Below are 26994 nucleotides of genomic sequence, written 5' to 3'. Positions count from 1 at the left end.
CCGCCTATTGTACTAAACGTTGGGACGTGTAAGAAAGGTTCAACTTTGTGCTGAGCCGGTCTCAAGCAAAACTATCCCTTAAGTCATGGGTTAAACAGGCAACCTGTTATTAGAAGCAGAATGAAGCCCGGCCCCTCCGTTACAGAGGGGCCGGGCTTGAGCGTATTGCTAATTAAGCCGCAAGCTTGCGGAGGCGAAGCTTCTTCGCGACAATGCCATGAGACGGCGAGAACAGGAAGGCCAGCACGAACAGTACAGCTGCTGCGCAAACGATACAGCCGGCGATGGAAGCATCCAGCACAACGGCAGCACCATAACCGCCAAACACGCTTAGAATGCCCACACCTACACTGAGCAAAATCATCCGGCTCAGCCGGTCCGTCAACAGATATGCCGTAGCAGCCGGAATGATCAGCATCCCGACGACCAGAATCGCTCCTACGCTTTCGAAGGAACTGACCGTTGCCATCGATACCATGCCCATCAGAAGGTAATGGAACAGCGCAACCGGAATGCCGCAGGCGGCAGCAAGCGCGGGATCAAAGGAGCAGAGCTTGAATTGCTTATAGAACAGACTGATGACCGCTACAATGATAATCAGAGTTATGCCAAGCAGCCATACCGCTTTTGGCCCGAGGTCAATCCCGTTCACTACCCAGGTATTCCAGTGGACGTAGGCGATTTCCCCGTACAGAATCGCATCCTGGTCGAGATGCACCTGTCTGGCGAACAGGCTGACCAAGAGAACGCCAATGGCGAACAGTGCGGTGAATACAACCCCGATCGACGCATCGGCCTGCACCCCTTTATTCTGAAACAGCTGTATGAGGAATACGGCAAATAATCCGCAGGCCATCGCCGCAACCATCATTAGAAGAGAATCCCGCGAACCGCTCAGCAGAAAAGCAATAACGATACCCGGCATGACGGAATGGCTGATTGCATCGCCGATCATCGCCATTTTGCGCAGAACAAGGAAGGTGCCAAGTATGCCGCTGCAGCTCGCAACGAGCACGCCCGTTAGTAAAATCCAGAAGTCGCTCATAATGCCGCCTCCTTGTTTACCCGTTCATCCGGAACGGATGCCGTTGCTGCCTGCTCCTCATATCCGAATCCGAGCGACCGTTTCATTCGTTGCCGCACAAGCCTCCGCACGATAATCCCCCGCTTGGAGCCAAGCAACAGCGAAAGTCCAAACAACGCGGTTGCGGCAAGTACGGTAAGCGGCCCTGTTGGCAGACTCGCCGCGGTAGAGCTGGCTATTGCACCTGTTGCGCCACTTATCGCACCAAATATGCCGGATACAACTACCATCACGCCAAGCCGGTCCGTCCAGTACCGGGCGGATACCGCCGGGGTGATGATCAGGGAAGCGACGAGTATAACGCCAACCGCCTGAATGCCTACTACAACCGCAACAACCATGAGGAGCATGGTAAGCTGCTCGTAAAAAGCGACCGGATAACCGATCCCCTTGGCAAAGCCGGGATCAAAGGATACCAGCTTGAACTGCTTAAATAAGAAATAACAGACCGAAACCAGAATCAGGCTGACGATCGACAGAGTGAGCACGTCGGAACCAACCATCGATGCCGCCTGGCCAAACAGAAATTTATCAAGCCCCGCCTGATTGCCGTAGCCCCCATGCTGTACAAGGGTGAGCAGCACAATGCCAAGTCCAAAGAAGGAGGATAAAACAATGCCCATCGCCGCGTCATGCTTAATCCGGGAATGCCGCGTAATCCAGCCGATACCAAAGGTCGCTGCCACACCTGCCAGACCCGCACCGATCAGGAAATACAGAATAGACTTCGTACCCGTCAGCATAAAAGCAATGCAAATGCCGGGCAATGCCGCATGTGCAAGCGTATCGCCCATCAGGCTCTGCTTCCGCAAATAGGAGAAGCAGCCGATAATGCCGCTGCTGAGACCAAGCAGGGTGCAGCTGATCAGAATCCACTGCATGTTCGGATCCTGGAGAAGCGTCCATAGCGTATTCATATCTGCTCACTCACCCTTCCGTGATGTCCGTCTTAAGCAGGCTGTTCCGGTCAAGAAACGCCAATCGGCCGCCATAAGTATGCTGCAGCAACTCTTGTGTAAATACATCCTTTGTCTTGCCGTAAGCGACTAGTTCTACGTTCAGCAGCAGGACGGAATCGAAATATTCCTCCACCGTCGCAAGGTCATGATGAACGACAATTACCGTCTTCCCTTGCTGCTTCAGCTCCTGAAGAAGGGTAATAATGGCTTTCTCCGTTGCGGCATCCACACCCGCGAACGGTTCATCCATGAAGTACAAGCTCGCATCCTGTGCCAGCGCGCGCGCCAGAAATACCCGCTGCTGCTGTCCGCCGGACAGCTGGCTGATCTGACGTGATGCAAAGTCGGCCATTCCGACCTTGGCCAGACATTCCATCGCAATGGCGCGTTCCTTCGCGCCTGGTCTTCCGAACAGGCCAAGATGTCCGTAACGGCCCATCATCACCACATCAAGCGCATTCGTCGGAAAGTCCCAATCGACGGATTCACGCTGCGGTACATAACCGACCAGCTTGCGCTGCTGCTTATAAGGTTTGCCGTACACCAGCACATCGCCGCTAAGGCTCGGAATAAGGCCAAGAGCCGCCTTCATCATGGTCGATTTGCCGGCGCCGTTAGGACCGATAACTCCTATAAGCTCACCTTCCGTCACGGTGAAAGAGACGCCGCGTAGTACCGGTTTCTTCTGGTAGGCTGCGCTCAGCCCGTTGATCGTTAATGGAGGAGCAGCACCCTCCCGCTCCATTACAGATGCTGCAGACTGTACCTTTGCTTTCGACATCACCAACACTTCCTTTCTTTTGTTATTTCAACGCGTGAACAACGGTATCTACATTATGTCTAACCATTCCGATATAGGTTCCTTCCTCGGTACCGGCTTCGCCCATCGCATCGGAGAACAGCTCGCCGCCGATCGTCACCTCATGCCCCATCGAACGTGCTCCTTCAATGACCGATTCAATCGCTTTTTTCGGCACGCTGGATTCGATAAAGACCGCTTTTATCTTGTTCTCAACAAGGAAATCACGCAACGAGCTGACATCTTTGGAGCCATACTCGGACATCGTGTTCATCCCCTGCAGACCGGTTACCTCAAGCCCATACTCATCACCGAAATAACCAAAGGCATCATGTGCGGTAACCAGTATCCTTCTTTCTTCGGGAATCGATGCGATCTGCTCGCGGGCATAACGGTCCAGCTCCTCCAGCTTCCCGATATAGGCAGCAGCGCGCTGCGAGTAAACGTCGGCATGCTCCGGATCCTTCTCGATCAGGGAGTCACGAATAACCTCTGTTGCCGAAATCATCATTTTCACATTAAACCAGATATGCGGGTCATGCGACTGGCTCCCTCCGCCGGGGAATGAACGCAATTCGGACTCCGGTATGCGCGAAGATATCGCAACGGTTGGTTTACGCTTCTCCAGCTTCTCGAACATCTCCGCCATTTTCCCTTCCAGATGCAGCCCGTTATATAAAATAATGTCCGCCCGATCCAGCTTCTTCACATCGCCATACGACGCCTTATAGAGATGAGGGTCAACTCCTGACCCCATCAAGCCGGTAACAACAACATCTTCGCCGCCTACCTCCTGCGCCACGTCAGCAATCATGCCGGTTGTAGCTGTAACCTTAAGCTTACCTCCGCCTGCAGCGCCGTCGTCTTGCCCGGCTCCGCAAGCGGTCATCAGAAGAGCACTTACAGCCAGAAATAAAATGGTCATAATAAACCGCTTAATCGCGGAGTTTGGCTTTTTGGAAAACCGCATACCCTTTCCCCCATCCTTAAGTTTTGCATGGACGAACATTAGTTAGCTTAACGCCTCTTTTTTTATTGTATTCAAAAATGTTTCTCTGATGCAACATTTATACGAAATTTCTTTTTAAAAAGTTTCAAAAAAAAAAAGCCGTCTCTAAAGATTCTTTTTCGAATCTTCAGAAACAGCTTCTTATGGTCATCCTTATGGCTGGTTTGCAGTGCCTGTCGTTCCTGCGTTTGCCGAATTATTCGCCTGATCCTTCTGCTTGCCCGGCGTACCGTTCAAGCCAACCTCGTAATCATAGGCATCAAAAATTTTCCGGGCAATTGGAGCAGCACCCCAGCCGCCAAACTCACCGTCCGGTATAACAACCGCAACAGCCAGCTTCGGATTCTCTCTTGGCGCATAAGCGATAAATACCGCATTATCCGCGCGGCGGCCGGCCACGTCAGACTGGGCTGTACCCGTCTTTCTTTCATACGTGTACGTTACGCCGTCGAATCCTTGCACGTTAACCTTGGACATGCCTTCCTCAATTTCATTCCAATAAGAGTCTGGGAGATCAACGGTGTTAAGCACCTCAGGCTTAAATGTCTGCACAACGTTCCCTTCCGCGTCTTTAATCTGGTTCACGAATTGCGGCTTCATCCGCTTGCCCTGATTAGCCAGCATGGACGCATATTGCACCAGCTGCAGCGGCGTGTAACGCGCCTGCTGACCAAATGAAGCCCGCACCAGGGCGGACTGGGAGCTTGCTGTTTCGGCTTCGTGGTAGTAGTCAATAGTGCCTTTGGATTCGCCTCTCAGACCGCTGCCGGTCAGAACGCCAAGCCCAAATTGCTTCATGTAGTTATCCCATACATCGACGCCTTTTTTGCCGTATTTCTCATACATATTGTTGCCCACCATCTTCGCCATAAACGGGTTGGAGGAATGGGCAATCGCCGAGGCCGGGTCCAGCAAGCCGTAAGCATGGTTCGAGGCGTTGCCGATCCGCACTTCATGGCCCGTTGAACCAAAGAAGAAGGCTCCGTTGTCAAAGTATGTGCTCGAAGTCGTAAACAGCTTCTCGTTTAAACCGATCAGAATCGATAAAGGCTTCATCGTCGAGCCCGGAGGCACGAGCGAGGACGGATGCTGATTCCGCTCTTTCTCCGTTTCATAATGAGGGAATACCTCTCTGATCGTACCGTTGTTCAAGACGGATTCGAAGTTTTTGTAGTCTTCATTGCTGATTCTGCCGCCAAACCAAATGTTAGGATCGTAATCCGGCATGCTCGCCATCGCAACGACTTTACCGGTATTCACTTCCATAGCGACGGCAAAGCCGATTTTGGCATATTCGGCACGCTCGGACTTATTTGACGACGTTCTGATTTTTTGGATCTGGTCGACAATAGCCTGTTCCGTCGTTAACTGCACATTACGGTTGATCGTCAAATACAGATCATCGCCCTTTTTCGGGTTCGTAATCTGTACGGGACCAATAATCCGCTCGGCATTATTAACCGGATACGTCTTCAGGCCGTTCTTGCCCCGCAATATATCCTGATACATGTATTCAAGACCGTCAAAACCAACGTCCTCGTCATCCAGATATTGAAGCTGCGGATCCTCCTCGTTCCCTTTTGCTTTATAGAAATCAAGGGAATCACGGACACCTCTGAATTTCTTCAAATATCCTACAAGCTGAACGGCTACCGTATCTTTGCTGTAGTTACGAACGCTTTCCTCAACAATATCTATGCCTTTGAATTCATCGCGGTGCTCCATAAAGTAGGCAATCTCTTTATTGGTCAAACCGGTCTTGATCCGGCGCGGAGTAGAGATCGTATTCCGCCGGAAATCCAGGTCCATCTGCCGAATAATGTCTTCGGTCGTCATGGCCTTTTCCGGATCTTTATCACCGACTTCATTAAACACCGCTTCAAGCTTCGCGGCTATCGCTTCCGCATCCCCGTCCTTGAAGTCGGGAGAAATCGTAAAGTAAAGCGACTGCGTAGATGTCGAATAAGCTATCGGAGTACCGGACGAATCGTATATATTGCCCCGGATCGGCGCGATTTTGACGCTCCTCGTACTCTTTTGGCTGCCCTGTGCGCTAAGCTTTGGGCCTTCCACAAACTGGAGAATAGCAAGCTGAATAATAAGAACGCTAAAGAGTCCAAATACGATAAAAAAGAATAAATTCAAACGAAACGAGAAATGACGACGATTCGTTATTTCCCGTTTCTGCGGATCATCATGCAAGCCTGTTCACCTCTTGTCTAAATCTAACTTATACAGCCCGGATATGGGTCTTGTCGAAATTATCCGGGTTAAACCAGTCGCCGGAAGACGCCCATGTCGCATCCAGCGGAATCCAGGATCCATTCTCTCCGCCAATTTTCACTTCATTCCACGCATGCGGACCGGAGCCTCCGTTCCCGTCCAGTCCCGTGCCGGTAACAACCTTTACTTCTAGACCGGACGCGCGTGCCATAACCGCATACAGCCGGGCAACGTCGATACAGACCCCTTTGCGGGTTTCAAACGTTTCTTCCGGCGTCTGCTCTTTCCAAACCCCATTGTCTACATAATTGTCAGCCTTGTCCCAATCATACGCAATCCTGCTGCCCAGCCAGTCATACAAGGCGCGCGCCTTCTCTTCCTCACCGCTCTTGTCCTTCGTAATCTGAAGGGCTGCCTGCTCAATATCTGCCGGGATATTGTAGTCAATAATCTCGTATTTGCGCTGCAGGACATTCTGAAACTCCGCCTGTACCGCTTCGGCGAGAACAGGTCCGCGTCCGGTCAGCATATCGCCGGCAACCGGCTCAAGCACAGCCGATGCCTTCATGTACAATGGTGACTGCTGGATCGTTCCGGACCACAGTCCGTTAGGCGCAAGCGACACATAAATAAAGAGGGCAGCTACAAATACGAATGCCCGTCCCGCGCCGTGAACGGTACCAAATACGGCACCGGCCGCACGGCTTGCCGCCCTTCCTCCTGGAAGACGGTCCATACTCTCATGTCTGCCGGGGCGCTGTCTGGCGGCAAAAAGCATCTCCAGCAGAGGAACAAGAAACGAAGCTGCTAACCGGAGCAGCAAATACGACAGGAGGAACAGAATCCCGTATCGGAGCAGCGCGAAATCACGCAGACTTGTAATAAACGTATACCAGGCCTGCGAAGTTGCACCAAGTTCCCGCTGCGGAACTTCCACATGTGCGCTCAGCCAATCCGCTGCTTTCGGGGACAAGCCTCCGGCAATTTGCCCGGCAAGCACAAGACAGACAATCATGATAACGCCGTCCCATACAAAAAAGAAAAGACGCCTCGCTGAACCCGACGCGCCCCTTCTCATTCCTTGCAGCAGCGAAACAAGCAGAAGGAGAAGAACGATCAGCGAGACCGGTTCCCAGACCGTCCCTGCACGAAACCATTCCATCATGTTCACCCCTCCTTGCCTCTAACTACTTCATTGTACTTGTCTATCTATACTTTGCCATTTGCCTTCGCCTGATCAATAAGAGCCTGAATAGTTGAATCTATCTTCATCGTACCTACCGATTTGCCGCGGAACTTTACGCTTACTTCACCTGAGCCGGGAACACCCGTCAGCTCAATATTCTCTGTCTTTACGGTAAAGCTTCCATCCGAATTGGAGGTAAACGTTGCTTTCTCTACTTCTCCCGCCATCGCCGACACAGCTTCCTGCTTCAGGCTGTCGATCGCCTGTGTGCCGATCGATTTCACATCCTCCAGCGTATAGCCGCTGTAAGCCACAATGCCGACTACAATGACGAGCACTAATGCCCATTTCACGAATGTCTTCACGACTCTGATAATCAAGAGTAATACAACAAGAGCAATGACGAGCACAAGCCAATGATCCTGCAAGAAGGTGCTCCAGGCCTCCCAATCATAGCCGGAAAAATCAAAGTAATTTTCCAAAAACAATCCCCCTAAAAGAATTATCACACAAGTAGGCGGGATTTTGCCTACTGTGGTAATTCTTACTTCGTAAGCATTAGCCCTATTATAACTCGTGCAATGTCCTATTATCAAACATTATAACCCACCCATAATATGCCGTAAACGTAAGGCACCGTAAACAGCAAGGAGACATATCCTGTCCACCTTTGACGTACAAGTAGATTAAGAGGTTATGGCAAGGAGGACGTGCCTGTTGAAAACCGCAATCTGGCTTTATCTGTTTCTGTTTGTTGCTTTCTTTGATCTGCATGCGCAATATCCGATTCTTACCCCATTCGCGATTTCCCTTGGTGCGGCACCCTCCTTCATCGGGCTGATGATGGGGATGTACTCCATCACTCATCTGCCAGGCAATATTATGGCCGGATATGGGGTTGACCGGTTTGGCAGCAGGCTGTTTATCGTCTTTAGTCTCATGGGGGCAGGGATCGTGCTTCTCTTCCAGTCGAAGGTAACTGATCCCTGGCAGCTGCTGGTACTCCGCTCGATCAGCGGATTTGTACTAGCCTTTCTGTCACCTGCCTGCCTGGCCCTGCTGGCCCGCATCTCGAGCGATGTAACCAAGCAAGGAAAGTATATGGCCGGTAACGGACTTGTCCATACGCTGGCTACCGTCGTATCTCCGGCAGCCGGTGCGTATATGGTTGCGAAGATCGGATTTACTACCGCCTTTTATTTACTCGGCTGGGTACTCATCGTTACCGCCGTGTGCGCATTATTCTTCATACGCGACATTAAGGCCGCTCCGGCTGAAAAAGTGGAGCCAACGTCGTCAGACAGCAAAAAGCCGGCCATTGCGGAGGGGACTCCGATCCCTTGGCTGGTGTTTCTTCTGCCGGTTGCCATTAGCTGCGCGCAGGGCATTCTGTCCTTCGAGCTGCCGCTCATGTCTACCTCCACGGAAGGGATGATGGAAACGGGGATCTTGTTCTCCGTTGTCAGCCTGGGAGCTTTGATTACATTAAGTATGCTGTTCCTTAACAAGCTGTCTTCCTACTACCGAACGTTATGGGGAGCCCTCGGGCTGGCTCTTGTCTATTTTACGATTGCCGCTCATACGCCGCTTCCTTTCGCCATGCTGCTTCTCTTTGTCGGGATGGCCAAAGGCATTATTCTTCCGGCGATATCGACGCTTCTGATCGAGCTCAGCGGCGGTGCCAGATACGGACGGACCTTCTCGGTCCTGTCGATTGCTTATTCTGTGGGAGCTTTCCTTGGTCCGATGCTTGCCGGCCAACTGCGCGATAATCTGTCACCGTACTATTTGGCCTTCCTGGGCCTGATGATTGGCGTCTGCTTCCTGCCCTTCCACCGCAGAAAAACTACGCTCACACCCATTTTTCCCAAGTCTAGGTGAATGCACAAGGCCATCTGCTCACCCGGGCATATAATGCACTATGTCAGGTGGCCATCCATGACAGTTGCTCCGCAAGGACGATTGCCGGGCCGACATGACCTTGAAGATTGCTCGAGAGGGGTGACTTAGATGTCTGAAATTCATGTTTCACCTGTAAGCGATCATCGCGGTGGCGGCTTTAACAATGTGGGGTCCATCCTCGTATTGTTCATCCTGCTCGTTATCATCATCTGCACAATCTGCCATTAAGATTCCCCTTCGTATACAATGAAAAAGGGACGGAGCTATATGCTCCGTCCCCTTTTTATTTAGCAATTTTTTCTTGCTCCCGGCAAGTGAATATCGCTACACTACATGTAAGAACCTACAGAATAAAAGGCTGGTGACTGTTATGGATATCGCCATTATTGTGGAAGGCAAAAACGACAAGAGCCGTATTCGGCGGGTACTTGATGAATCCGTTCCGATCTTCTGCACCTTCGGCACGCCCGGTACCGTCCAGCTGGAGAAGCTGCGTAAGCAAGTCGGAGACAAGGATGTTTATATTTTCACGGATAATGACTCCTCCGGCAAACGGATCCGCGGTATACTCCGCGATCTGTTCCCGGACGCCGAGCACATCTATACAAGGCGGGGTTACCCTGGTGTGGAGCATACGCCTGAAGATTACCTGATTGAACAATTTGAGAAGGCCGGCCTCGAGTCATACATCCAATACCCTGTTAAATATGAAGAAGGAATATAACAACAGCTACAGTAATAATGCTGATAAGGGTCGAGAGGAATACCGCCTGCGAGGCGAATTCCGGCTCATTATCAAATTCGACTGCGAGCAGAACACTGCTGAGCGATGTTGGAACGGATGAGGATACGATAAGAGCTGCCGCCATCAAATGGTCGATAGTAAAGAAAAACCCTAGCACCCATACCACCAGGGCTGCTAGTGCCGGTCCTGCAATCAGGCGCAGTCCGTTTGCGAGCAGAACGTTTTTGATCAAGACCGGGTTAAGCTCCCACTTCATATTGCCCAACTGCACTCCTAGCGTTACAAGCGCTGTACCAATAAAGGCGTCAGACAGATACGTTATCGGCGTTTCAATAGACTGCGGCAGCTGCACCTGGAAGCCGTGCAGCAGAAACGCGATCGGAATAACATAGATAATCGGCTGTGACAATATGGTGCGAAGCGTAGACCGGAAGCTCATCTTATGCGAATTGACACTATAAATACCGTATGTATTCGGGAGCAACGACTGCGTAACCATAACAATAATCTGAATCGACAAGGTATACGGATTAGCCGAAAAAGCCAGCTGATTAAGCGGTATCCCGTAATTGGCACTGTTATAGAACAAGACGCTGTTGCGCATGGCGCCGCGCATGCCTCCCTCCAGCCCGCGCAAGCGGACGACCGACTCTACGGCGACAGCCTGCAAAGTCATAAACAAAGCAACGAACAGCAGCACTTGCCCAATCAGGCTTGCGGATATATCCGTCGTATAGAGCAGATTAAAAATAACAGCGGGAGAAAATACATAAAAGTTCAGCTTTGATAAGGTTTTGATATCCAAAGAAAAAAGCCGCTGCATTGTGAAGCCAACAGCTATCATCAATGTGAGCGGCAGTACATTGCTCCATAATATATGCCAAAATATGTCCATCGCTTATTCCTTCGCGAGCTGCTTCAAATCCGCCACCATGCTTTCCGGTGTGAGCGATTCGTCGCTGCCGTTAATCCATTTGCGTATTTGGCCCTTCTTGTCAACGAGCGTTATAACATTCATATGTATGAATGTATCGTTTTCCCTTTTCACGCTCACGCCAAAGTCCCTTGCCAGCTTCAGCGTCGCTTCCTCGTCATTTCCTCGCAGGAACTCCCAGCCGCCGTCCTCCAGCTGCGCGAAGTTGCGGGTCGCAAAGTCCCGAATTACATCGGGCGTATCATGAGTCGGATCGAAGGTAATCGAAATCAGTTCTGCCTTCGTTCCAAGGATTCCGGCCTCTCTCAGCTGATCCTCCACTTCGGAGATCATAAACGTGGTTGGAGGACAGACATCGGGGCAGCTTGCAAAATAGAAATACACCAGTCTGGCTTTGCCGTTGGTAGACTCAAGCGAAACCTCATTCCCGTCAATATCATTCATAGCAAATGACGGAGCAGCCATTTGAACGGGCATTTTACTGCCGCCGCTCGACTGCGAGTAGTTTGTAATGAATAAATAAATGCCCATTGCCAAACAAAGCGCCAATACGGCAAATTTAAAGCTGTGTTTTTTTAGAAATGCCATTTCCGTTTCTCGTCCTCCTCTAAAAAGAATTACCTCATAATCACTAAGAGATTACTTCACGGTATTTGCCATCATGACAATAAAAACCACCATCAAATAGTTAACGGAAATAAGGAAGTTTACCTTCGCCCATTTCTCGGTATTTTCCGCTTTTAGTCCCCGAATCGTATGAACAGCCCATACAATCCCGGCAATAACGGACAGGATCAAGAATACAATTCCCGTATAATCATAGGTGTACAGCAGCACGCAGGTAGGAATAAGAAGCACCACATAAGGAATCATTTGCAGCTTCGTCCGTTTAATCCCCTTCACAACAGGAAGCAGCGGGAAGCCTGCGGTGCGGTACTCCTCCACCCGGCGGATCGCAAGCGACCAGAAATGCGCCGGCTGCCACAGGAAGAGGAACGCAAACAGAAGCCATGCTCCCATATCCACTTCATTGGTTACGGCACAATAGCCAAGCACCGGAGGCATAGCCCCGGAAATGCCGCCAATCGACGTGCTCCACGTGGACGTGCGTTTGAGCCACATCGTATAAATGAAGATATAGACAAACCAGCCCAGAAAACCAAGCCAGCCGGTAACCGGATTAACCAGGACAAACAATACCGTAAGACCTATAATACCAAGCACAATACCGTAACCTAGAACAAAGCCGGGCTGCAAACGGCCCATCGGCAATGCGCGTTCCTTCGTACGCTCCATCTTCTGATCAAGTTCACGGTCCCAATAGTTATTAATAACACAAGCGGAACCTATTGTAATCGCTGAGCCAATAACAACCCAAAGCAGCGTCAGCCATTCAATATCCCATTTGGAAGCGACCCAGAAGCCGCCAATCGCGGCAAATACATTAAGCCGGAGCAGCCGTGGTTTGGTTAGTGCAATTAAATCTTTCAACACGAAGCGAGCCTCCCGAGTTATGCAACAAAGCACGCAGCAGCGCGCCTATACATTTTCATTGATGAATCGTTCTTAATCATACAGAAAAATAGGTTCCATGACAATGTCGGGCGCCATTGTTCATCAATTCGCCACTCAAATTGTGACAATAAATCTGGAACCCTTTTGCCCGCCTTTCAATACTATAGGTATGTAGTCAAATGCCCACTCTTTTGTATGTGAAGGGAAGTGAAGGGGCGAACATATGGCAGTCATCAAAGTTAATGATGAACAGGTGAAGATGCTCGCCAGACTGATGCGTGCCGAAGCAGAGGGCGAAGGTGAGCTTGGCATGCTGATGGTCGGCAATGTCGGCGTCAATCGTGTTCTGGGCAACTGTCTCGACTTCAAGGATATCCGCACCATTCAGCAAATGGTGTACCAAAGACCTGGCGGCTTCGAGGCTACGCTGAAAGGTTATTTCTATCAGAGTGCACGCGACAGGGATATCGCATTAGCCAGACGCGTTATCAACGGCGAGCGCCAGCGTCCCGCATCCAATGCGCTGTGGTTTTTCCGCCCTTCCGGAGATTGCCCAGGCACATGGTGGGATCAGACGAACAGCGGCCGGTATAAAGCCCACTGCTTCTACATCCCGACAAGAGACGATTGTCCAAGAGTGTACTGATCGATCAACAAATTTCAAAGATTGAAAGCGAGGATCAACAGCATGTCTTACGGTTATGGTTACAAAAATGCAGTAAGCCCGGCAAACACGGGCGGTTATGGCGGCGGCGTCAGCCCATTTGGAGGTGGCGGTCACGGAGGCGGCTTCCCTAATGCCGTGATGCCGGCCGCTACAATGCCAAACATGCCTATGCAAATGCCTATGCAAATGCCTATGTCAATGCCCATGATGCCGGGAACTTTCGGCGCGCAATCGATTCCGCCAGTACCAAACGGTTCGGTCATTACTCCAACAGGCGGAAACATTGTAACGGTTCCGGTTGAAGAGTCTTATGTAGAGAACATTTTGCGTCTTAACCGCGGTAAAATGGCTACATTCTACATGACTTACGAGAACAACCGTGAATGGAACGCCAAAGTATTCCGCGGTATTATTGAAGCAGCCGGCCGCGACCATATTATTATTAGCGATCCTTCCACTGGCATGCGTTATCTGCTGCTGACTTTGAACCTGGATTATGTAACGTTTGACGGCGAGATTAATTATGAGTATCCGTTCCAAGGCGGCATGATCACGAACACAACACCGCTGACCAGCCGCGAAGGTTAAGTTCTACCCGGCATTCGGGCCACCCCCCGCCGGCTTGAATGTCCATACATGCATTTTGTCCGCACCGCCGGGAATCCATTCGGCGATCCGGTACCAAGGAGAACGCTCTTCGCAGCGTTCTTTTTTTATGGCTTCAGCCTCCTCCTCGGTGGCCGTTGTCCAGATCTCCACAAATAAGTTCAATTGATCCGTTCCTTCATATAATTGGACTTGATTCCCCGATTCCCTCATTAATGCATTGGCATAGGCTAAAAAAGCATTCCTGTTGCCATCCGCGATTTTGTATTCCGCAAAGCAAATATACATCGGTCATTGCCCCTTTCTTTTGCCACTGATAAAGTGATGCATCTCCGTTGATACTACATCATAATTGAATCCAAAAGTTCAGCAAAATTTTGTGCGACAATTCATTAAGCTTATGCTTACGAAGCATGAATCGCACACCGGCTGTTTATCAGCCTTTGTGTGGCAATTCATTAAGCTTATGCTTACGAAGCATGAATCGCACACCGGCTGATAATCAGCCTTTGTGTGGCAATTCATTAAGCTTATGCTTTCGAAGCATGAATCGCACATCGGCTGTTTATCAGCCTTTGTGTGGCAATTCATTTTAGGAGGTCTCGCCATGGACACAGGCACGCATCTTGTCATGGGCATCGGATTGGCCGGACTGGCCTGCATCGATCCCGTGGTCGCTAACAACACAACCATTTTTACTGCTGTCTTAATCGGAACCATTGTCGGCTCCCAGGCTCCGGACTTTGATACCTTCTTGCGGCTGAAAGGAAATGCCAGCTATATCCGGAACCACCGCGGCATCTCACATTCCTTGCCGGCTATCGCGATCTGGACGATCCTCATTACCGGTCTTCTCCAGCTGTTTTACCGCGGCAGTCTTCCCTGGCTGCATATCGGATCCTGGGTACTGCTCGCTGTCTGTGTTCATGTATTTACCGACTTATTTAATACGTACGGCACACAGGCAATGCGGCCTTTTACAGAGAAGTGGATCTCATGGAATATTATCCATATCTTTGACCCCGTCATATTCGCTACCCATGTCGGTGCGATTCTGATCTGGGCATTTGGCCTCGCCAGCCCCGTTGCTATCTTCCCGCTGCTCTACTTGATTACCATCGTTTATTATACATGGAGGACGCTTGCTCACAGAAGCACCCTTCGCAAGCTCCCCAAACTTGATCCGGAGCCGGACGGGACAAAGGCTTACGTGGCGATTCCAACGATTTCGCTGTCCCACTGGAATATCGTCAAGCGTGCAGCGGACGGAAGCTTTGTCGTCGGTGATCTTAAGGGCAGCAAGCTTAGATGGCTGGACAACGTACGGTGCTCCGACCATCCTGCCGTTGCCAAATCCAGGAATGATAATGCGATCCGATCCTTTCTATACTTCACGAAATTTGCCTGTGCAGAAGTGAAAGAGCATGCCTGGGGATATGAAGTCCGCTGGTCAGACGTCAGATACCGGCACCGCAAGCAATATCCGTTTGTTGCTGTTCTGCTTATGAACAAGGAATATGAAACAGTTGGTTCTTATGTCGGATGGTTAAGTGATGACCGGTTAATGAAGCGGCTGCGCATGAACACGTATTAGCAAGCTTGACGGAAGGAAAGTCCCTGGCGCACAATAGAAGGGGCTTTTCTTTTGTATGTCTAAAGACAACATGAGAAAAAGCTCAAGGGGTTAACCCTTGAGCTTTGTGGCTTCCTCTTGAAGCATTGTGTATTAATAACAATTAGCGGAAGCCGCCGCCGGACAATTGTTGTTCAGCGATTTGGACAAGTTTCTTAGTAATATATCCACCCAACGCACCTGTTTCGCGCGATGTAACGTTACCGTAGTAACCGTCGGCTGGAATTTGTACGCCAAGCTCCGAAGCTGCTTCCATTTTCATTTGGTTAAGAGCTTGCTGTGCTTGTGGAACCACTAATTGATTGCTCGATTTGTTGCTAGCCATGATGATAATCTCCCTTCAGTTGAGCACTGTGATGTTTTGCAAGCTTGCAAACTTATTATGAGCATGTTAACGCAAATTATGCTAACCTCAAAAAATAATATTTACGGCCGTAAAGGAGAGTTAATACCTTGTCTAAACCACTATCTTTATTGTTCGCTGTTGTCTCTGTTCTGCTTATGTGCGCCACCGCAATCTCGATGTCTTTCAATGCATGGCTGGCTATCCTGTTTGGGATACTCACGCTCTGCATGATCGGAGGCGGCTTTGTTGTAAAAGCAAGATTACGCCGCCAAAACGAAAACAAAGGCTGACGCCTAATGCGTCAGCCTTTGTTTTTTATTAACCGCGAGGTACAAGGAAGCCCATCTTTTCCTTCACATCGGCAAGCGTGCGGTCTGCAAGCTCGGATGCCCGTGCTGCACCCTGCTTCAGAATCTCATGAATTTCGCCGGATTCGCGAATCGATTTATACTTTTGCTGAAGCGGCTCAAGAACATTTACGACATGCTCCGCAAGATCCTTCTTGAACGGGCCATAGCCTTGGCCTTCATAACGAGCTTCAACCTCTGCGATGGAAAGGTTAGCACAATGCGAGTAAATGGTGATCAGGTTGCTGATCTCCGGTTTGTTCGCCGGATCATATTTTACTTCGCGGCCGGAATCGGTCGTTGCACGGCTAATTTTTTTGCGAATCACACTCGGCTCGTCAAGAAGGGCAATAAAACTGCCAACGTTCGGGTTACTCTTACTCATCTTCTTGCTTGCATCATCAAGTGACATGATCCGTGCGCCAACCTTCGGAATATACGGCTCCGGAATCGTGAAATAATCCCCAAATCTCGAGTTAAACCGGTTCGCCAGATCACGGGTAAGCTCCAAATGCTGCTTTTGGTCATCGCCTACCGGCACAAGGTCAGCATTGTAGACGAGAATATCTGCGGCCATCAGCGAAGGATACACAAACAGACCTGCGCCAACCGATTCTTTGCCAGCCGATTTATCCTTGAATTGCGTCATGCGCTCAAGCTCTCCCATACCGGTAAGCGTCGTTAAGATCCAACCCAGCTCGGCGTGAGCACGTACATGGGATTGTACGAAAATATTCGCTTTTGCCGGATCAATGCCGGCCGCAATGAACAATGCCGCAACCGATTCGGACTGCTCGCGCAGCATCTCGGGTTCCTGCGGCACGGTAATCGCGTGAAGGTCAACAACCATAAAGAAGCATTCTTCCGTTTCCTGCAGCTTCACAAAGTTTTGCATGGCGCCGATGTAGTTGCCCAGTGTCAGCTGACCGCTCGGCTGAATGCCTGAAAGTACTTTTTTCATGAACGTTCATCCCCTTTTCTTTGCTTTAAATGATTTGCTCAAATGCGTATCTGAACGCAAAAAATCCCCCGCCGCAAGGGACGAGGGACCGTGGTGCCACCCTAATTTACTTATTGCCTCCCGCATCTATCCGATATCCATCAGAGCCGGGCTACAAGCAACAAGCCTTCATTGTTCCGTAACGGGGAACTGCCGGAGAAGCATAGACAGCACCTCAAGGGGCTGTGTTCCGCTTTCCGCTCCAGGATCCATTCGGCAATCAGGCTTGCACTGGCTTGCACCCTCCGCCAGCTCTCTGCATGCATTAACACCTGAGCTTACTTGTTCCCATCATCGCATTTCGTACCCTGATTATAGCGCAAGTCTCTACTGCCATGTCAAGCCCGATCCAAAAAGTTGTCCTATCCCGCTCTTGCCGCGCATAAGCTGATTACCAATGTGATTCTTATCGTTAAAGAGAGGTTGGCCTATGCTGAACATATTATTCCGGTTCGGGACCCCGATACTGGGTATCGGATGTCTTGTTATGATCTGCCTTATATTGGCTGGACAACCCTGGTCCCTTGCTCTTCTTGAGTCCGATGGCGCACAAGAGTTCAAAATTGTATTTTTAAGCATTATATTAGAAGCTTTTCCATTCATTCTGCTTGGCGTTATTTTCTCTGCCCTGCTTCAAGTATTCGTTACCGACGAAATGATCCAGAAGCTGACGCCTAGACATCATATCATCGGCATCCTCTTTGGCGCATTGCTGGGACTCGTATTTCCATTATGCGAATGCGGCATGATTCCCGTTGTGAGGCGGTTAATCCGCAAAGGCATGCCTGCTTATATCGGGATTGTTTATTTGCTTGCCGGACCCATTATTAACCCTATCGTCTTTACGTCCACCTACGCCGCTTTTCGTACGGATCCGCAAATGGCCTATGACCGGCTTATCATTGCCTTTATCGTATCCATCATCATTGGTCTGCTCCTGCACCGGTTTATGAAGAGCAGCCCCTTGAAAGGAACATCTGCCGACAATCATCATCACCATAAGCACGACCACAATCATGATCACGACCATCACCATCATATTCATGAAAGACATGAGCCGGTTAAGAAAAGCGGCAGGCTGTCCTCAACACTAGGACATGCATCCGATGAGTTTTTCGATATGGGCAAATATTTAATCTTTGGCGCGCTGCTTACGGCTGTGATCCAATCCTTTATTGACCGCCAGGCCTTCGAATCGGTTGCAGATCAGCCTGTCCTCTCCTATTTCTTTATGATGGGGCTGGCCTTCCTGCTCTCGATCTGCTCCACCTCGGACGCCTTTATTGCCGCTTCGTTTGGAGGGATGTTTGAGCATGGTCCGCTGCTTGCCTTCCTTGTGTTTGGTCCCATGATCGATTTGAAAAATATGCTGATGATGCTATCCGCTTTCCGGATACGGATCGTCCTTTCGATTACCATCTTGACCTTTACGCTGGTACTGGCTAGCGTATGGCTGCTGGAGGTGCTCCGATGAATCATAACTGGATAAGGGCAGGCTTTCTTGCCGCCTTCGCTTTCCTGATCATCTATCTAGACCGGTTAGGTCAGCTCCCGCTATATATTGCTCCCCGGATGGAGCTGTACGTCAAGCTGTCGGCCATCGTACTAAATGCAGCAGCCGTTCACCAAGCCTTCCTTGCTCTGAGTCATCGGCCTCATGCTGCTGATTGTGATGAATGCGGCCATGATTCCCCTCACAAGCACCACCATCATGACCACCATGATCATGATCACGACCACTCGATGTCTCCTCTCAAAAGCATTCTTGTCTATGGGTTATTCCTGCTGCCCCTGCTGCTTGGATTTCTGCTCCCTGCAGCAGCACAGGAGCATGAAGTAAACAGCAGCGGAATTCCGCATCTTCATTCGGGAAGCCATGAGGTTAAATAGCGAAATGCGACAAAACAGCCGTGCAGAATAATCTGCACGGCTGTTTATAAGGATTAAAATGGCTATCGCCTAAAAATCAAAGCCGGCATTATCGCTGCTCTTTTCCCGCAGCATCGGCTGCTTCGGCTGCTGATAACGATAACTCCAATTAGCTGTATTATAATTCGATTCGTAGCAGATGCTAGCCGACCAGGTGCCCGCGTTCTGCCGGACAGCGAAATCGTACATAATTTCGCCATGCGTCCAATTCCTTCTCAATTTCAAAGCATCAATCGCAAGTTTGCGAAACGCCTGGACCTGCGTCGGTGTCATGCCTCCCTCTTCGTCTTGCTCCAGTTTGCCGTTTCGACTCTCAATCGGATTGTGACGAAGGCCAAATTTGCCGACAGCATTATTCCGAATGTGAATGTGAACCGTTCCCCCAACTGCATGTGTAAGTTCCTCTTCTAATTGGCGAAATACAAAATCAACTTGCCGTGCCAATGGCATAGCATCTAAATTCATATAATTTCTCCTCCTTTCTACCCTGATAATGTTGTAAATAGTTGTTACCAACTAGTTCTCAGGTCTGATTATAAAATCTTTTCAATAAATTGACAATATAGTAAATTATAATTTTTTACAATTATCACGCAATTACATATTTTTCTTTAGTCAAAAAGTCTCGATCTCATTCGACATTTATAGACCAATTTCAACGCTGATGCTATAATATGGTTATTCTATAAAAAGGAGCGCTTACATAATGAGCCAATGGTACTATTCCTTATCCGTTAGAAGTAAGCTGATGACCTCCATTTATTTCAATTTGGCGCTGGTTGCAATTGCACTGAACCTGGTTATTTTATTTAGCGGCGGCTCCTTCCTTGCCGGTATTATCGTAACGGCGGTATTAGCTATCATTGCTTATCCGACTGTCGGTTTTATCGAAAGGGCGTTAAGCTCCTCGTTTGAAGAAATGTCAAACGCGGCGTTCCGAATCTCCAAGGGCGATTTCACGCAAAGAATTGATACCGCTTCAAATGCGTCTCTTGGCGAAGTTGGACATGCCTTTAACAGCATGGTGGACAAGCTGCGCGATATTTTGACCGAAACCTCCAATATTACAAGGCATGTATCGGAAACAAGCCGAAATATTTTTGATAAAAACAATCACATTCAGATTGCAATGGAGCAGGTTGCCGCCTCCTCCAACGAATTGGCAACGGGAGCAAATGAAATATCCGAGGATGTCGCGGACATGAGTGAATCCATTGCCGAGATCGAGAAGAAGGTCGCGAACTATGCCCATGCGACGAAAGAAATGAACGAACGCTCCGAGCTCACCCTGGGTCTTGTTGATAAAGGACGAGAAGCACTCGAAGCGCAATCCGAAGGGATGCGCCGTAACGTAGAAGCAACAGAGAAGGTATCGGAGACGATTACCGATCTGGCCCGGAAGGCACAAGGCATCACAGCTATGACAACGGCAATCTCCGATATTGCCGAGCAGACCAACCTTCTCTCGCTTAACGCTTCCATTGAGGCTGCCCGTGCGGGCGAGCACGGCCGCGGCTTTGCAGTAGTTGCCCAGGAAGTACGCAAGCTCGCAGAAGAATCAACGGCTTCCACCAAGGAAGTATTCAGTCTTGTGAAGAGTATCGATCAAGGCATCAAGCAAACGATTAATCATATGAAGGTGAATGAAGAAGTCGTTAAGATACAGACAGAACGGATCCGCGAGTCCGAGATGGTATTTGCGGAGATTGTTCAAAGCGTTCAGTTTATAACCGAGCAGATTGCTGCCTTTGCAAGCGAAAGCGATCAAATGCTGGAGAGCGCCCGCAAAATTTCGGATGCCATCCAGAATATATCCGCTATTACCGAGGAATCCGCAGCTGGTACAGAGCAGGTATCCGCCTCTATGAACGAGCAGATTGCATCTGTTCAAGGCGTCGTCCAAGAGACAGAGCGTATGCTCAACATGGCCACACAGCTTCAGCGCACGATTCAAGTGTTCAAAATGAAATAGGATAAAGGAAGCATAACAGCCGCATCCAGGCTTCTGGATGCGGCTGTTTTTGTGATTGCGCATGATCCCTTGAGGAACGGGAAAAATAGCTTAACGGATTACATACGAAACGCGAAACGGAGGCACTAAACGAATGAAATTGATGCCGTCTAAGCCCGGCAGAAAGAAGCGATGGTTTCTCATGGTATTATCCATCGTTCTGTTATTTGCTTCTATGGAACAAGCCCAAGCCTCTTCCCCTTCAAAGCCGAAAAAACAAAAAGCAGCCGGCATGTCATGGGTAAAGATGCATAAGCAGTTTCCCGATTCTTTTATCTTAAATGGCCCAAGAAACGCCAAACAGATAGCCCTGACTTTTGATGATGCACCTGATCCGAGGTTCACTCCTCAGATATTGGATATTCTTGCGAGCTATGATGTTTGCGCCACTTTCTTTGTTGTTGGTTCCCGCGCGGTGAAGCATCCGGCACTGGTCCGGCGGATACATCGAGAAGGGCATACCATAGGCAATCATTCTTATAATCATGCTGTCATGTCGCAGCTGAATTCCCGGGAATTTCATACCCAAATCTGGCGGACGGATGCCATTGTAAGCAAGATTATCGGGTACCATCCCCGCTTCGTACGGCCGCCGTATGGCGAGATGCTTCCGGATCAAGTAGCATGGTCGAGAAAAAGCGGCTACACCGTTGTCAATTGGGATGTGGATTCCGTGGATTGGCGGAATAATCCGAACAGCGGGATCGTTTTGCACAATATAAAAAAGACCCTGCAGCCAGGCTCCATTGTCCTGCAGCATGCAGGCGGCGGATACGGACAGGATCTTACCGGAACTATTCAGGCGTTGCCAGTTCTTATCTCGCAGCTTAGGAAAAAAGGCTATAAGTTCGTGACGCTGCCAGAGATGCTCAATCAACCTGCCGATAAAATGAAATAACCGGAAGCAGCAAGGCTTCCGGTTATCCAATCTTTACTTCAGGACATATACTTTTACGTTTTGAATGCCAAATTTGCTTACCTCAGCAGGAGTGCCCGGCAAGTAAATATCGATACGATTGCCTTTGATCGCGCCGCCAACGTCGGTTGCCGTCGCAACCATACCGCCTGTTGGAAGACCATCAGAGTTATAGCCCGTAACGTAAAGCTTTGTGCCAAGCGGAATAACCTTAGGGTCAACGGCAACTGTGCCTACTTTAAGCTTATTGCCGAAGTAGTCAAGACCTGCCCAGCCGCCATTCTCTTCTGCTGCGCCGCTGTATGCCGTTGCTTTAACCGTAATCTGCTTGCTGAAGGTATGAATGGTGCCATCCTTAGCTGTTACGCTTTGCGCTGTAACCGTAGTTGCCTTAGCTGTTGTTGTCTTTTTAGCAGCAGCCGTTGTTGTTTTGGCTTTAGCTGCTGTCGTTGGAATGACAATCTTAAGACCGGAGTATATATTTAAAGGATTAATCTTTGAGTTTGCTTTCATGAGCTTATCAACGGATACCTGATATTTCTGCGAGAGCTTCCAGAACGTATCGCCCTCCACAGCCGTATGTGTTTTGCTGGCCGCATGAACCGATCCTGTGGCAAAAAGAAGAGATAAGCCGAGTACTGTTGTAGTCATGATCGAAGCTTTCTTCATATGTTGTTAACCCCCTGGTTTAATGCGTAATCTAAGTATCGTATTTAAAATAAAGAGCGTCAGGCGGAATCGCCTGACGCTGCGATTATTCCGAATCAATTTACTACTAGCCAGTGAATTCTTGAACCCATTCGCCGTTCACGTAAGCTACGCCGATTTTCGTGTAATTAGCGTTCAGAATGTTAGCGCGGTGACCAGCACTGTTCATCCAAGCAGTCATTACTTCCGTTGGCGATTTTTGACCCATTGCGATGTTCTCGCCAGCGTAGTTGTAAGTCACGCCAAACGATTTCATCATATCAAACGGCGAACCGTAAGTTGGGGAGTTATGGTCAAAGTAGTTGTTGTCGTACATGTCTTTTGCTTTCGCTGTTGCAACTTTCGTCAAGAGAGCGTCAGATGTCAGGGCCTTAAGACCCGCATTAGCACGTTCTTTATTAACAAGCGTTACAACCTGGGATGCAAATTCGCTTTGCGATACTGTACCAGAACCAGTGTTGCCGGAACCAGTGTTGCCTGTGTTACCGGAACCAGTGCTTGGTGTTGTTGGTTTTGCTGGCGTTGTTGGTTTTGCAGGTGTTGTTGGTTTTGCTGGCGTTGTTGGTTTTGCAGGTGTTGTTGGTTTCGCAGGCGTTGTTGGTGTAGTCGTGTTGCCTGTGTTACCAGTGCCTGTGCTTGGTTTTGTTATTTCAGTCGGCAATTTAATTGTAATACCGCCGAAAGTAATCTTGCTCAGGTCAATTCCGTATTGCTTCGCAATTTCATTGATCTGATCCATCGAAACATTATTTAAAGTTGTGGAGTAAGTCTTCACAGCTGGTGCTGCACCTGCAGTTGGAGTCGTTACACCTACACTGATCAAAGCTGCTGCTGCTAAGCTAGCGACACCTACTCGTAATGTTTGCATCTTCATGAAATCATCCTCCTCAGGAATGTATATGGGATAAAAGCTTAATTGGCTTGGCTAGTTAACCACTTGCCCTCCGACGCCACTTATCGTAACATGTGTTTCGAACTTGTTTCATGACACAAAAACTGGGAAGCAGTGCGTTTTCACTGTAAAAACAGGGGCTTCAGCACGTTTATGAGAATGTGCTCACTTTTGGCTAAAACCGCAAATTCAGGCGGCTGTTGAGCCTTTTGATAAAAAGTCAGAATATTTCAATTCATGCAGCGCGAAACATTAGAATCCTTTAAGAAAGCGATTTCAAATTGTCGCAAAACAACAAAAAACTCCCCGAGAAATCACCGTTTCAGGCGATCCCTCGAGGAGTTTCTTCTATATATATCGATTAATTCACTTTGATGAATTGGCCAGTTGCTTGCGATTCAAACGCGCTAAGAATAACTTTCAGCGATTTGCGGCCTTCTTCGCCCGAAATAGCGGGAACCGTATCATTAATGATCGAATCGATGAACGCATCAACGATGCCGCTAGACAGTTGTTTTGTGTTCGTCGAGATTTCGCCTACTTTATGTTTCTCAACAGAACCGTCGCGAAGCTCAACAATAACTTGATCTTCCGGATGCGTGCCAATTTTCATAACGCCTTTTTCACACCACAGCACTGTGCTGTTGTCTTCGCCCTTGTAATAAGTCCAGCTTGCTACAAGGGAACCAATTGCGCCGCTCTTCATGCGGACAATTACGTTGGCGTTGTCGTCTACGTCGCCTGGTTTGTCGATGGTTGCGATAAATGCTGCAACTTCAGAAACTTCATCGCTCAGCAGGTAGCGGATCAGGTCGGATTTGTGCACGCCAAGATCGCCCATAGCACCCATGATCGCTTCGTTCTTACGGAAGAACCAGCTTCCTGCACCGTCAATGCTCCAGCCGTCCGGACCAGGGTGGCCAAACGAAGTGCGGAAAGTCAGCACTTTGCCAAGTACGCCGGAGTCAAGGATTTGCTTCGCTTTCACGTGTGGAGGCATCAGGCGTTGGTTGTGTCCAACCATGAGTTTCACGCCGTTTTTCGCTGCTGCTTCGTTCATAGCAGCTGCTTCTTCATCTGTTACAGCCATTGGCTTCTCAACAAGGACATGTGCGCCAGCGTTTGCTGCAGCAATCGACATTGGAGCATGCAGATAGTTAGGCGTACATACGCTTACTGCGTCCGGCTTAACTTCTGCCAGCATGGTTTCATAGTCAGCATAAGCTTTTCCGCCATGCTTTGCTGCATATTCTTCTGCACGCTCGATTACCGGATCCACGAATGCCACAAGCTCTACATTGCTGTTGTCAGCATACTCAGGAATGTGACGATGTTTGGAGATGGAACCGCAACCGATTACTGCTACTCTTACTTTACTCATTCTTTTCCCCTGCCTCTTCTATATTCAAAAGTTGAAATTATTTGTTCAGATAGTTAGTTTTCAGCCAGTTCATGCTTTCCTCAACCGATTGAATCGGAGGATTCGCGCAACGGTCCTGCTCGACGATAAGCCATTTCACGTCCGATTCCTCGGAACGTTGAATAAGCGGCAGCAGATCCAGATCGCCGCGGCCAAGTTCAACCGTGTCGATTTCTGCTTTTTCTGTGTTTTTAACGAAGTCTTTCAAGTGAACAAGCGGCAGTCTGCCGGCATATTTCGAGATGTATTCAAGCGTATCGCGGCCCGCGTATTGGACCCAGCCCAGATCCATTTCCACTTGCAGCAGATCGGCGCCAACGGTTTCATACAGCTTATCGAATACGATTTGTCCATCAATCTCAACTTCGAATTCGAACTCGTGATTGTGGTAGCAGAAAATAATGCCTGCTTCTTGGAATCGCTTACCGTATTCCGCGAAGTTTACAATATGCTTCTTCCAAGCTTCTGAATCGCGGACTTCAACAGGGAGCCAAGGGCAGATCGCGTATTTCGCTCCGATTGTAGTCAAATAAGCAATTTCCTCTTCAATCTTTGTTTCAAGATTCACCAGAGGCACGTGGTTGCCGATCGCAACCAGACCAAGCTCATCTAGCAGCGCTTTCATTTGTGCGGCGGGAATATCTCCGTACCCAGCAAATTCAACGCCTTCATAGCCCATTGCAGCAACTTTGCGCAATGTACCTTCAAAATCTTGAGCCGTTTCTTCACGAAGCGTATACAACTGTAAACCGATACCCGGACGTGTCACCTGTTAAGCACTCCTTTATCATTCAATTCATTGTAGCTGTTTGTATTGTATCACCTAGTCCTACGTAACTCATTATACGGGCAGCAGGAAACAAAAAAACAGTTGTCTTATTACTCTTTTCTTATGCGATTTTGCCATTTCTTCCGATTTAGCGTTCAAAGGCTTGTCCGCCTTTTCCTTCAGGATGGAAAACTCCCTCGATTTGTAAAGAAATCATAACCATTTTTTAAGTTTATCTTAATCTTTATAGCTTAGAATAGGTTCATACAGTAAGCTAAATAATATTCGGGCGAAACTTTCTATACGTTTAATCCGTATATGTTATATCAAAGTCTATTAATGGAATGGAGGCATTCCCCCATGAAAACAATGATTTTATTTAATAATCGCACAATTCCCGTTTACTTAACTGATACGAATAAAAAAGCAATCGAGAAATTATCTGATGTACTGAACCGCAAGCTTACAACGGGCAAAAATGCCTTAAAAAATTGTATCAAATCTCTGATCAGCGTTGAAATCAACGGCAGTGAGGCGACACTTCACTCCCTATATGAGAAAGACACTTTAACGATCTCATTGTATTAAACCCATAGCTTGTATAGAACTGCCTTGATGTTCGGGGCAGTTTTTTGTTTTTAATAAAAACAAGGAAGAAGCATCCCCCGTTGCCGATGCTTCTTCCTTGTTGCTTTTATTTTGCGGTGGTCTGCTGTTCGGTCTGCTGCTGCCCGTCCTGAGTTCCTCCGCCGTTCTGGAACTGTCCGCCGCGGCCTCCGCCTCCGCCAAAACCGCCAAGACGAATGGACTCCGCTTCCTGCGTATCGTCTTTTAGCTGCACGGTAATCATATCATCGGCCTTCAAGTCGGCAAGCGTCTTGTCCGTTTCCGTCATATTGCCGTCCGTAAAGGTAACCGAAACAATCTTGGTAGCGTCCGTTACCGTTATGTCCATCGTCTCATCGGAGAACATGTTTTCCATGTTCCGCTGGAACCCGCCCCCATTGCCCTCTGCCGCCTGATCTCCAGCTGGAGGATTGCCGTTAGGTGCGGCTGCATCCCCTTGCGGGGCTTCGCCTAGCGGAGGGGTGCCCTGTTGCCTGCCTCCCTCCGGTGTTTGGAACGATGATTTATAGATTGTGATGGTCTGACCATTGATTGACTTGATTTTTCCGATTGTTCTCATCATCGCTCTGCCTTGAGCGCCCTGCTGCCCTTGACTTTGCTGGTTCTGCTGCTGGACTTGTGCTTCAGCCCCGCCGGTCGTGTCTGCGTCATCAGACTTAGAGCCGCAGCCCGCCAAAGCAACCGATATCGCGAAAGCGCTTAGTACGATTTTCCAGTTGTTCATCTCTCGTATTCCCCTCTATGGCATTTTGATTGCATTGTAGCAG

31 protein-coding genes are annotated in these 26994 nt (G+C 49.1%); 12 read left to right on the top strand and 19 right to left on the bottom strand.

Going from position 1 to position 26994, the window contains the following annotated elements:
• Positions 1–172: 172 nt before the first annotated feature.
• The 7 genes from BM200_RS11450 to BM200_RS11420 all read right to left on the bottom strand — a co-directional run bounded on the left by BM200_RS11450 (position 173) and on the right by BM200_RS11420 (position 7742).
• A complete protein-coding gene (locus tag BM200_RS11450; RefSeq protein ID WP_091185216.1) occupies positions 173–1045 on the bottom strand; it encodes a metal ABC transporter permease in 873 nt (290 codons plus the stop codon).
• Positions 1042–2001 carry a metal ABC transporter permease gene (locus BM200_RS11445; protein WP_091185215.1) on the bottom strand — a complete coding sequence of 320 codons (960 nt, stop codon included), beginning with the start codon at positions 1999–2001 and terminating at the stop codon, positions 1042–1044. Before BM200_RS11445 ends, BM200_RS11450 begins: the two co-directional genes overlap by 4 nt.
• A 10-nt stretch (positions 2002–2011) precedes the next feature.
• On the bottom strand, positions 2012–2824 hold the full coding sequence (locus tag BM200_RS11440; protein ID WP_281248367.1) for a metal ABC transporter ATP-binding protein: 813 nt from the start codon (positions 2822–2824) through the stop codon (positions 2012–2014).
• A 22-nt stretch (positions 2825–2846) separates the two neighbouring features.
• The gene (locus tag BM200_RS11435; RefSeq protein WP_091186275.1) at positions 2847–3812 is read right to left on the bottom strand and encodes a metal ABC transporter solute-binding protein, Zn/Mn family; all 966 of its coding nucleotides are present in this window, start codon (positions 3810–3812) and stop codon (positions 2847–2849) included.
• A 192-nt stretch (positions 3813–4004) separates the two neighbouring features.
• The gene (locus tag BM200_RS11430) at positions 4005–6053 is read right to left on the bottom strand and encodes a peptidoglycan D,D-transpeptidase FtsI family protein (protein ID WP_091185212.1); all 2049 of its coding nucleotides are present in this window, start codon (positions 6051–6053) and stop codon (positions 4005–4007) included.
• A gap of 28 nt (positions 6054–6081) precedes the next feature.
• Positions 6082–7239 carry a transglutaminase domain-containing protein gene (locus tag BM200_RS11425; protein WP_091185210.1) on the bottom strand — a complete coding sequence of 386 codons (1158 nt, stop codon included), beginning with the start codon at positions 7237–7239 and terminating at the stop codon, positions 6082–6084.
• Between the two features lie 44 nt (positions 7240–7283).
• Positions 7284–7742 (bottom strand): hypothetical protein, encoded by a 459-nt coding sequence (locus BM200_RS11420; protein WP_091185207.1) that lies wholly within the window; start codon positions 7740–7742, stop codon positions 7284–7286.
• A gap of 235 nt (positions 7743–7977) precedes the next feature.
• Here BM200_RS11420 and BM200_RS11415 point away from each other — a divergent pair, with 235 nt between their 5' ends.
• The 3 genes from BM200_RS11415 (at position 7978) to BM200_RS11410 (ending at position 9886) form a co-directional block, all read left to right on the top strand.
• Complete coding sequence (locus BM200_RS11415) at positions 7978–9141, top strand: MFS transporter (protein ID WP_091185205.1); 1164 nt, start codon at positions 7978–7980, stop codon at positions 9139–9141.
• 129 nt (positions 9142–9270) lie between these two features.
• Positions 9271–9390, top strand: coding sequence for a dihydroorotate dehydrogenase (locus BM200_RS29690; RefSeq protein WP_139230780.1), 120 nt, complete (start codon positions 9271–9273; stop codon positions 9388–9390).
• A gap of 142 nt (positions 9391–9532) precedes the next feature.
• Positions 9533–9886, top strand: coding sequence for a toprim domain-containing protein (locus BM200_RS11410; RefSeq protein ID WP_091185202.1), 354 nt, complete (start codon positions 9533–9535; stop codon positions 9884–9886).
• Here BM200_RS11410 and BM200_RS11405 read toward each other — a convergent pair.
• From BM200_RS11405 to cyoE, 3 genes are read right to left on the bottom strand one after another with little or no spacing between them, the layout of a single operon-like run.
• Entirely contained in the window at positions 9864–10802 is a 939-nt protein-coding gene (locus tag BM200_RS11405) for an AEC family transporter (RefSeq protein WP_091185200.1), read from the bottom strand. The two genes, BM200_RS11410 and BM200_RS11405, sit on opposite strands and share 23 nt — an antisense overlap.
• 3 nt (positions 10803–10805) lie before the next feature.
• On the bottom strand, positions 10806–11429 hold the full coding sequence (locus BM200_RS11400) for an SCO family protein (protein ID WP_091185197.1): 624 nt from the start codon (positions 11427–11429) through the stop codon (positions 10806–10808).
• Between the two features lie 51 nt (positions 11430–11480).
• Entirely contained in the window at positions 11481–12356 is an 876-nt protein-coding gene (gene cyoE / locus BM200_RS11395) for a heme o synthase (protein ID WP_281248376.1), read from the bottom strand.
• 223 nt (positions 12357–12579) lie between these two features.
• On the opposite strand from cyoE, the gene BM200_RS11390 reads away from it, so the two are divergent.
• Together BM200_RS11390 and gerQ are read left to right on the top strand one after the other, a co-directional pair.
• The gene (locus BM200_RS11390) at positions 12580–13002 is read left to right on the top strand and encodes a cell wall hydrolase (RefSeq protein ID WP_091185192.1); all 423 of its coding nucleotides are present in this window, start codon (positions 12580–12582) and stop codon (positions 13000–13002) included.
• Between the two features lie 42 nt (positions 13003–13044).
• Positions 13045–13611, top strand: a complete 567-nt coding sequence (gerQ, locus tag BM200_RS11385) for a spore coat protein GerQ (protein WP_245772979.1) — start codon at positions 13045–13047, stop codon at positions 13609–13611.
• 3 nt (positions 13612–13614) lie between these two features.
• Here gerQ and BM200_RS11380 read toward each other — a convergent pair whose 3' ends face one another.
• Entirely contained in the window at positions 13615–13917 is a 303-nt protein-coding gene (locus tag BM200_RS11380; RefSeq protein WP_091185189.1) for a hypothetical protein, read from the bottom strand.
• A 319-nt stretch (positions 13918–14236) separates the two neighbouring features.
• Here BM200_RS11380 and BM200_RS11375 point away from each other — a divergent pair, with 319 nt between their 5' ends.
• Entirely contained in the window at positions 14237–15223 is a 987-nt protein-coding gene (locus BM200_RS11375; protein WP_091185187.1) for a metal-dependent hydrolase, read from the top strand.
• 142 nt (positions 15224–15365) lie between these two features.
• Here BM200_RS11375 and BM200_RS11370 read toward each other — a convergent pair whose 3' ends face one another.
• Positions 15366–15587: an alpha/beta-type small acid-soluble spore protein gene (locus BM200_RS11370; RefSeq protein ID WP_091185185.1), complete on the bottom strand. Its 222-nt coding sequence runs from the start codon at positions 15585–15587 to the stop codon at positions 15366–15368.
• 128 nt (positions 15588–15715) lie between these two features.
• Between BM200_RS11370 and BM200_RS11365 the strand changes: the two genes are divergently transcribed.
• Positions 15716–15898: a DUF5325 family protein gene (locus BM200_RS11365; protein WP_091185184.1), complete on the top strand. Its 183-nt coding sequence runs from the start codon at positions 15716–15718 to the stop codon at positions 15896–15898.
• A gap of 28 nt (positions 15899–15926) precedes the next feature.
• On the opposite strand, the gene trpS is transcribed toward BM200_RS11365, so the two are convergent.
• Positions 15927–16916, bottom strand: coding sequence for a tryptophan--tRNA ligase (gene trpS, locus BM200_RS11360; protein ID WP_091185181.1), 990 nt, complete (start codon positions 16914–16916; stop codon positions 15927–15929).
• A 469-nt stretch (positions 16917–17385) separates the two neighbouring features.
• Here trpS and BM200_RS11355 point away from each other — a divergent pair, with 469 nt between their 5' ends.
• Both BM200_RS11355 and BM200_RS11350 read left to right on the top strand, forming a co-directional pair.
• Complete coding sequence (locus BM200_RS11355; RefSeq protein ID WP_091185178.1) at positions 17386–18429, top strand: permease; 1044 nt, start codon at positions 17386–17388, stop codon at positions 18427–18429.
• A complete protein-coding gene (locus BM200_RS11350) occupies positions 18426–18845 on the top strand; it encodes a DUF1980 domain-containing protein (protein WP_245772978.1) in 420 nt (139 codons plus the stop codon). Before BM200_RS11355 ends, BM200_RS11350 begins: the two co-directional genes overlap by 4 nt.
• 69 nt (positions 18846–18914) lie before the next feature.
• Here the strand turns inward: BM200_RS11350 and BM200_RS11345 are convergent, their stop codons facing one another.
• A complete protein-coding gene (locus tag BM200_RS11345; protein WP_091185172.1) occupies positions 18915–19349 on the bottom strand; it encodes an O-methyltransferase in 435 nt (144 codons plus the stop codon).
• Positions 19350–19590: 241 nt separating this feature from the next.
• Between BM200_RS11345 and BM200_RS11340 the strand changes: the two genes are divergently transcribed.
• Together BM200_RS11340 and BM200_RS11335 are read left to right on the top strand one after the other, a co-directional pair.
• A complete protein-coding gene (locus tag BM200_RS11340) occupies positions 19591–20856 on the top strand; it encodes a methyl-accepting chemotaxis protein (RefSeq protein ID WP_091185170.1) in 1266 nt (421 codons plus the stop codon).
• A gap of 133 nt (positions 20857–20989) precedes the next feature.
• Positions 20990–21793 (top strand): polysaccharide deacetylase family protein, encoded by an 804-nt coding sequence (locus tag BM200_RS11335; RefSeq protein ID WP_091185167.1) that lies wholly within the window; start codon positions 20990–20992, stop codon positions 21791–21793.
• Between the two features lie 33 nt (positions 21794–21826).
• Here the strand turns inward: BM200_RS11335 and BM200_RS11330 are convergent, their stop codons facing one another.
• The 4 genes from BM200_RS11330 to BM200_RS11315 form a co-directional block, all read right to left on the bottom strand.
• Complete coding sequence (locus tag BM200_RS11330; protein WP_091185165.1) at positions 21827–22480, bottom strand: 3D domain-containing protein; 654 nt, start codon at positions 22478–22480, stop codon at positions 21827–21829.
• Positions 22481–22586: 106 nt separating this feature from the next.
• Positions 22587–23393 carry a CAP domain-containing protein gene (locus BM200_RS11325; RefSeq protein WP_091185162.1) on the bottom strand — a complete coding sequence of 269 codons (807 nt, stop codon included), beginning with the start codon at positions 23391–23393 and terminating at the stop codon, positions 22587–22589.
• 379 nt (positions 23394–23772) lie between these two features.
• On the bottom strand, positions 23773–24792 hold the full coding sequence (locus BM200_RS11320) for a Gfo/Idh/MocA family protein (RefSeq protein ID WP_091185160.1): 1020 nt from the start codon (positions 24790–24792) through the stop codon (positions 23773–23775).
• Positions 24793–24829: 37 nt separating this feature from the next.
• The gene (locus tag BM200_RS11315) at positions 24830–25600 is read right to left on the bottom strand and encodes a sugar phosphate isomerase/epimerase family protein (RefSeq protein ID WP_091185157.1); all 771 of its coding nucleotides are present in this window, start codon (positions 25598–25600) and stop codon (positions 24830–24832) included.
• Between the two features lie 360 nt (positions 25601–25960).
• Here BM200_RS11315 and BM200_RS11310 point away from each other — a divergent pair, with 360 nt between their 5' ends.
• Complete coding sequence (locus BM200_RS11310; RefSeq protein ID WP_091185155.1) at positions 25961–26188, top strand: 3-dehydroquinate dehydratase; 228 nt, start codon at positions 25961–25963, stop codon at positions 26186–26188.
• Between the two features lie 106 nt (positions 26189–26294).
• Here the strand turns inward: BM200_RS11310 and BM200_RS11305 are convergent, their stop codons facing one another.
• Complete coding sequence (locus tag BM200_RS11305; protein ID WP_091185153.1) at positions 26295–26951, bottom strand: hypothetical protein; 657 nt, start codon at positions 26949–26951, stop codon at positions 26295–26297.
• Positions 26952–26994 lie beyond the last annotated feature (43 nt).

The sequence above is a fragment of the Paenibacillus catalpae genome (assembly GCF_900112695.1).
Classification (GTDB): domain Bacteria; phylum Bacillota; class Bacilli; order Paenibacillales; family Paenibacillaceae; genus Pristimantibacillus; species Pristimantibacillus catalpae.
Note: the sequence above shows the minus strand (reverse complement) of the source record. Positions and strands in the feature narration are given on the sequence as shown.

Coding starts and splice junctions, on each gene's coding strand:
- BM200_RS11305 (WP_091185153.1), bottom strand. CDS start 26,951: ATGAACAACTGGAAAATCGTACTAAGCGCTTTCGCGATATCGGTTGCT.
- BM200_RS11340 (WP_091185170.1), top strand. CDS start 19,591: ATGAGCCAATGGTACTATTCCTTATCCGTTAGAAGTAAGCTGATGACC.
- BM200_RS11445 (WP_091185215.1), bottom strand. CDS start 2,001: ATGAATACGCTATGGACGCTTCTCCAGGATCCGAACATGCAGTGGATT.
- BM200_RS11410 (WP_091185202.1), top strand. CDS start 9,533: ATGGATATCGCCATTATTGTGGAAGGCAAAAACGACAAGAGCCGTATT.
- BM200_RS11405 (WP_091185200.1), bottom strand. CDS start 10,802: ATGGACATATTTTGGCATATATTATGGAGCAATGTACTGCCGCTCACA.
- BM200_RS11390 (WP_091185192.1), top strand. CDS start 12,580: ATGGCAGTCATCAAAGTTAATGATGAACAGGTGAAGATGCTCGCCAGA.
- BM200_RS11400 (WP_091185197.1), bottom strand. CDS start 11,429: ATGGCATTTCTAAAAAAACACAGCTTTAAATTTGCCGTATTGGCGCTT.
- BM200_RS11380 (WP_091185189.1), bottom strand. CDS start 13,917: ATGTATATTTGCTTTGCGGAATACAAAATCGCGGATGGCAACAGGAAT.
- BM200_RS11370 (WP_091185185.1), bottom strand. CDS start 15,587: ATGGCTAGCAACAAATCGAGCAATCAATTAGTGGTTCCACAAGCACAG.
- BM200_RS11425 (WP_091185210.1), bottom strand. CDS start 7,239: ATGATGGAATGGTTTCGTGCAGGGACGGTCTGGGAACCGGTCTCGCTG.
- BM200_RS11320 (WP_091185160.1), bottom strand. CDS start 24,792: ATGAGTAAAGTAAGAGTAGCAGTAATCGGTTGCGGTTCCATCTCCAAA.
- BM200_RS11440 (WP_281248367.1), bottom strand. CDS start 2,824: ATGTCGAAAGCAAAGGTACAGTCTGCAGCATCTGTAATGGAGCGGGAG.
- BM200_RS11435 (WP_091186275.1), bottom strand. CDS start 3,812: ATGCGGTTTTCCAAAAAGCCAAACTCCGCGATTAAGCGGTTTATTATG.
- gerQ (WP_245772979.1), top strand. CDS start 13,045: ATGTCTTACGGTTATGGTTACAAAAATGCAGTAAGCCCGGCAAACACG.
- BM200_RS11335 (WP_091185167.1), top strand. CDS start 20,990: ATGAAATTGATGCCGTCTAAGCCCGGCAGAAAGAAGCGATGGTTTCTC.
- trpS (WP_091185181.1), bottom strand. CDS start 16,916: ATGAAAAAAGTACTTTCAGGCATTCAGCCGAGCGGTCAGCTGACACTG.
- BM200_RS29690 (WP_139230780.1), top strand. CDS start 9,271: ATGTCTGAAATTCATGTTTCACCTGTAAGCGATCATCGCGGTGGCGGC.
- BM200_RS11330 (WP_091185165.1), bottom strand. CDS start 22,480: ATGAAGAAAGCTTCGATCATGACTACAACAGTACTCGGCTTATCTCTT.
- BM200_RS11375 (WP_091185187.1), top strand. CDS start 14,237: ATGGACACAGGCACGCATCTTGTCATGGGCATCGGATTGGCCGGACTG.
- BM200_RS11355 (WP_091185178.1), top strand. CDS start 17,386: ATGCTGAACATATTATTCCGGTTCGGGACCCCGATACTGGGTATCGGA.
- BM200_RS11325 (WP_091185162.1), bottom strand. CDS start 23,393: ATGAAGATGCAAACATTACGAGTAGGTGTCGCTAGCTTAGCAGCAGCA.
- BM200_RS11450 (WP_091185216.1), bottom strand. CDS start 1,045: ATGAGCGACTTCTGGATTTTACTAACGGGCGTGCTCGTTGCGAGCTGC.
- BM200_RS11345 (WP_091185172.1), bottom strand. CDS start 19,349: ATGAATTTAGATGCTATGCCATTGGCACGGCAAGTTGATTTTGTATTT.
- BM200_RS11350 (WP_245772978.1), top strand. CDS start 18,426: ATGAATCATAACTGGATAAGGGCAGGCTTTCTTGCCGCCTTCGCTTTC.
- BM200_RS11310 (WP_091185155.1), top strand. CDS start 25,961: ATGAAAACAATGATTTTATTTAATAATCGCACAATTCCCGTTTACTTA.